Source organism: Acidimicrobiia bacterium (assembly GCA_040881685.1).
GTDB lineage: Bacteria > Actinomycetota > Acidimicrobiia > IMCC26256 > PALSA-555 > SHVJ01.
In genome coordinates this window covers 1-4203 of the sequence record JBBECS010000022.1, presented here as the reverse complement: position 1 = coordinate 4203, position 4203 = coordinate 1, and the positions used below count along the sequence as shown (strand labels likewise).

Annotated in this window: 5 protein-coding genes; all 5 read right to left on the bottom strand. The window is 67.5% G+C overall.

The features are described from left to right. The coding region (locus WEE69_06175; protein MEX1144872.1) for a cyclic nucleotide-binding domain-containing protein at positions 1-395 on the bottom strand (395 nt) is incomplete at its 3' end. Between the two features lie 25 nt (positions 396-420). Next, the gene (fabI, locus tag WEE69_06170; GenBank protein MEX1144871.1) at positions 421-1176 is read right to left on the bottom strand and encodes an enoyl-ACP reductase FabI; all 756 of its coding nucleotides are present in this window, start codon (positions 1174-1176) and stop codon (positions 421-423) included. 12 nt (positions 1177-1188) lie between these two features. After that, entirely contained in the window at positions 1189-2571 is a 1383-nt protein-coding gene (locus tag WEE69_06165) for a carboxyl transferase domain-containing protein (GenBank protein MEX1144870.1), read from the bottom strand. Further along, a complete protein-coding gene (gene fabF, locus WEE69_06160; protein ID MEX1144869.1) occupies positions 2568-3821 on the bottom strand; it encodes a beta-ketoacyl-ACP synthase II in 1254 nt (417 codons plus the stop codon). The genes WEE69_06165 and fabF overlap by 4 nt, the downstream gene beginning before the upstream one ends. Further along, positions 3818-4069, bottom strand: coding sequence for an acyl carrier protein (gene acpP, locus WEE69_06155; protein ID MEX1144868.1), 252 nt, complete (start codon positions 4067-4069; stop codon positions 3818-3820). The genes fabF and acpP overlap by 4 nt, the downstream gene beginning before the upstream one ends. Positions 4070-4203: the final 134 nt, after the last annotated feature.

The window sequence follows — 4203 nt, the reverse complement described above, 5'->3', positions numbered from 1 at the left end:
AGGCGCTGCGCCATCGCCGCCTCGAGCTGCGCCTTCACCTCGGGCTCGTCGTTGAGCATCGTGGTGAACTCGCGCTGACCGATCACTTCGACGACGACCGGAGTCTTCGCGACGACGGTCGCCGTTCGAGGTCGATGCTCGAGCAACGCGATTTCGCCGAAGAACTCACCAGGTCCGCGCGTGGCGACGACCCGATCGCCGACCCGGACCTCGACTTCACCGTCGAGGACCACGAGGAACTCGTGCCCCGTCGCGCCCTCGGTGGTCAGCTCCCGTCCGGCCGGGAGATCGAGCCGTGTCGCGAGCGATGCGATGTGCTGGAGGTGTTTCTTCGAGAGGTCCTTGAAGAGTGGTACCTGCGCAAGACATTCGTCGGTCGAGAGATTCTTGGCCATCACGCGCCCCCTAGTGAGCTCACCATCACGCTCCCACAGCGTGGAAGCCGCCGTCGACGTGCAGCATCTCCCCGGTCGTCGCGGGGAAGAGGTCGGACAGAAGCGCGATGCACGCCTGCGCGACCGGTTCGGGATCCTTCACATCCCACCCGAGCGGCGCGCGTGAGGCCCAGACCTCTTCGAAATGCTCGAAGCCAGGAATGCTTCGTGCGGCCATCGTTCGCACGGGCCCGGCCGAGACGAGATTCACTCGGATCCCCTGCGGTCCGAGGTACCGCGCCAAGTAGCGAGCGGTGGACTCGAACGCAGACTTCGCAACGCCCATCCAGTCGTAGATCGGCCACGCCTGGGTGTTGTCGAAGTCGAGGCCGACGATCGAGCCCCCGCGGTCCATCATCGGGAGCGCGGCGACCGAGAGCGACTTGAGCGAGTACGCCGAGACCTGGAGCGCGATGGCCACGTCGTCCCATGGTGCGTCGAGGAAGCCGCCGCCGAGACACGACTCTGGTGCAAAGCCGATCGCGTGCAGGACGCCATCGACGTGGCCTCCCACGCGACCAGCGAGCGCTTCGAGGTCATCGGGGCTCGAAACATCGAGCTCGATGATCTCTGGCTCGGATGGGAGACGCTTCGCAGCGCGCTTGGTCAGGCTCATGATCCGGCCGAAGGACGTGAGTACGACCTCCGCACCTTCCTCCTGCGCGCGGCGCGCGACCGAGAAAGCGATCGACGCGTCGTTGAGAACACCCGTGACCAGGATGCGCTTGCCTTCGAGCAGCATGAACGACGGAGTCTAGAGGGGTGTGTTGCCGTGCCGCCGGTGAGGTCGCGCCTCCGACTTGGTCGACAGCCGTTGGATCGCCGCGGTGACCGCGCGACGCGTATCCACCGCTGCGAGCACCTCGTCGACGAAGCCGCGTTCGGCTGCAACGTACGGATTTGCGAAGCGCTCCTCGTACTCCTCCACCAACGCGCTCTGCTCACGGTTGCGAGCATCCGAGTCGGTGATCCCGGCCAAGCGCCGTCCGTGCAGGATCTGGACCGCTCCCGGTGCACCCATGACCGCGATCTCCGCGGTGGGCCAGGCACCACACCAGTCGTTCCCGAGACCCTTGGAATCCATGACGATGTACGCACCGCCGTATGCCTTGCGCAGCACGACCGCAACACGCGGTACCGATGCCGCGGCGTACGCGTACACGAGCTCAGCCCCGTGACGGATCATCCCGCGCCACTCCAAGTCCTTGCCCGGTTCGAATCCTGGCGTGTCGACAAACGTGATGATCGGGAGGTTGAAGCAGTCGCACCACTGCACGAAGCGAGCCGCCTTCTCTGACGCCTCGATGTCGATCGTTCCCGCTCGCTGGTTCGGCTGATTCGCCACGATGCCCACCGGTTGCCCGTCGAGTCGGCCGAGAGCCGTCACGAGGTTTGCCGCATGCGCCGCCCGCAGCTCGAGGAACGAGTCCTCGTCGAGCACGTCCTCGATCACGAGACGCATGTCGTACGACGCGCTGGGTCGTCCGGGTACGGCGGTCGCAGCCTTTGCGCAGTCGCGGTCGACGGGATCCGCGGTCACGAATCGCGGCGGATCGTCCATGTGGTTGGCCGGCAGGTACTCGAGCACCGCGGCAACCACGTCACGAGCCGCGCCTTCGTCGCTGACGACGAACGACGCAACGCCACTGCGCGTACCATGGAGCGCCGATCCACCGAGAGTTCGGTTGTCGAGATCGATCCCCGTGAACGCGCGCACGGTGTCTGGTCCGCTGACGTAGGCGAACGCATCGTCGGTCATGACCACGACGTCGGCGATGCCGAGCAGCAAGGCCGGTCCGGACACGCACGGGCCGACGACGCTCAGGATGGTCGGGACGACGCCTGAGGCATCGACGAGCCCGCGCGCGACGCGCCCCCAGGCGTGGAGCGAAGCGACACCCTCGACCACGTCTGCACCTGAGGATGCGATCGTGCCGACCAGGGGGATGCCGAGATCGATGGCGACGCGGACCGCGCGCTGGAGCACTTCACCCTCGGGCGGACCGATCGCGCCCACATGCTTGCCGCCCTCGATCCGGAAGGTGCTGACCGAGCGCCCATCGATCTCCGTGAGCGATGCGGTTGCAGCATCGCTGCGCTGCCCAACGAGCGGCGTGGGGGGTCGGATCTCCCTCAAGCGCTCGGGATCAACACCAAGGTTGCGTTGTGTCCGCCGAAGCCGAACGAGTTCGACAGCACCGGCTTGGCACCGATCTCGCGCGCGGTGCCCGACACCACGTCGAGTCCGATGTCGTCTCCAACCCGCTCGATGTTCGCAGTGGGCGGTACGACGCCGTCGCGGATCGACAAGAACGAGGCAACCGCTTCCGCGGCACCGGCCCCGGCGATCATGTGGCCCAGCGATCCCTTGTTGGAGGTGACGGGCGGTGTGTCGTCGCCGAACACCTTGCGGATCGCCTCGGCCTCCGATGCATCGTTGAGCTCGGTGGACGTTCCGTGCGCGTTCACATGGCCGATCTCGCTCGGTGCGACGCCGGCGTCATCGATCGCCTGCTGCATGCACGCGGCAGCGCCGATGCCACCGGGTGAGGGCGCGGTGATGTGGTACGCGTCGGAGTTGCGCCCGTAGCCGGCGACCTCGCCGTAGATGCGCGCGCCGCGGGCGCGAGCGCGCTCGACCGACTCGAGCACAACGAAGCCGGCACCTTCGGCGATCACGAAGCCGTCCCGATTCGCGTCGAACGGGCGCGAGGCGCCTTGGGGATTGTCGTGCCGGCTGCTCAATGCGCCCATACGAGCGAACGCGGCGATCGTGATCGGTGTGATCGGGAACTCGGTGCCACCCGCCAACACCACGTCGGCCGAGCCGTCGCGGATGAGGCGGACACCTTCGCCGATCGCGTTCGTGCCAGCGGCACACGCGGTAGCGATGCACAACGCCGGACCGGTCCAGCCGAGGTGCATCGAGATCACACCGGCAGTGGCGTTGGGCATCATCATCGGCACGAAGAACGGGCTGACACGTGACGGACCACGGTCGAAGTACGCCTTGCAGTTGTCCTCGAGGGTGCTGAGACCACCGATCCCCGTCGACGCCATCACCGCGCAGCGTCCTGGGTCGGCGTTCACCTCACCGGCGTCGGCAAGTGCGTCGATCGCCGCGGTGAAGCCGAGGTGGGTCACGCGGTCGAGCCGACGCGCCTCCTTCGGTCCGAGGTACGTCTCGGGATCGAAGTCGTGCACCTCACAGGCGAAGTGCACGAGCTGGTCGGAGGAGTCGAAGGCCTGGATGGGGCCCGCGGTCGGCCGACCGGCGCGGATGGTTGCCCAGAACGAGTCGACGTCGGTGCCGGCCGGGGTCTTGACCCCCAACCCGGTGACGGCGACTCGCGGGCGGCCGCGATGATCGGTCAGCGCGTCGCTCATGCCTTGGCGGCCACCTTGGCCAGCACCAGGTCAACGGCCTTGCCGACGGTGTCGACACCCTCGAGATCCTCTTCGGGCACCGAGATGTCGAAGCGCTCCTCCAGGCCCATGACGAGCTCGACCAGGTCGAGGCTGTCCGCGTCGAGGTCTTCCTTGAATCGAGCCGCGTCAGCGACGACGTCGGGCTCGACGCTCAGCACCTCGACGGCAACCTCGCGCAGCGCCGTCAGTGCTTCGTCACGCTCCATCACTACATCTCCTTTGCTGCGGCCCGGCCCCAGCCGTCCCGCCACGTTGTCGGTCCGATCGTCGACCTAATGGCCCACCACTCTGGTCGCGGGGGGGGGGGGGGGGGGGGGGGGGGGGGGGGGGGGGGGGGGGG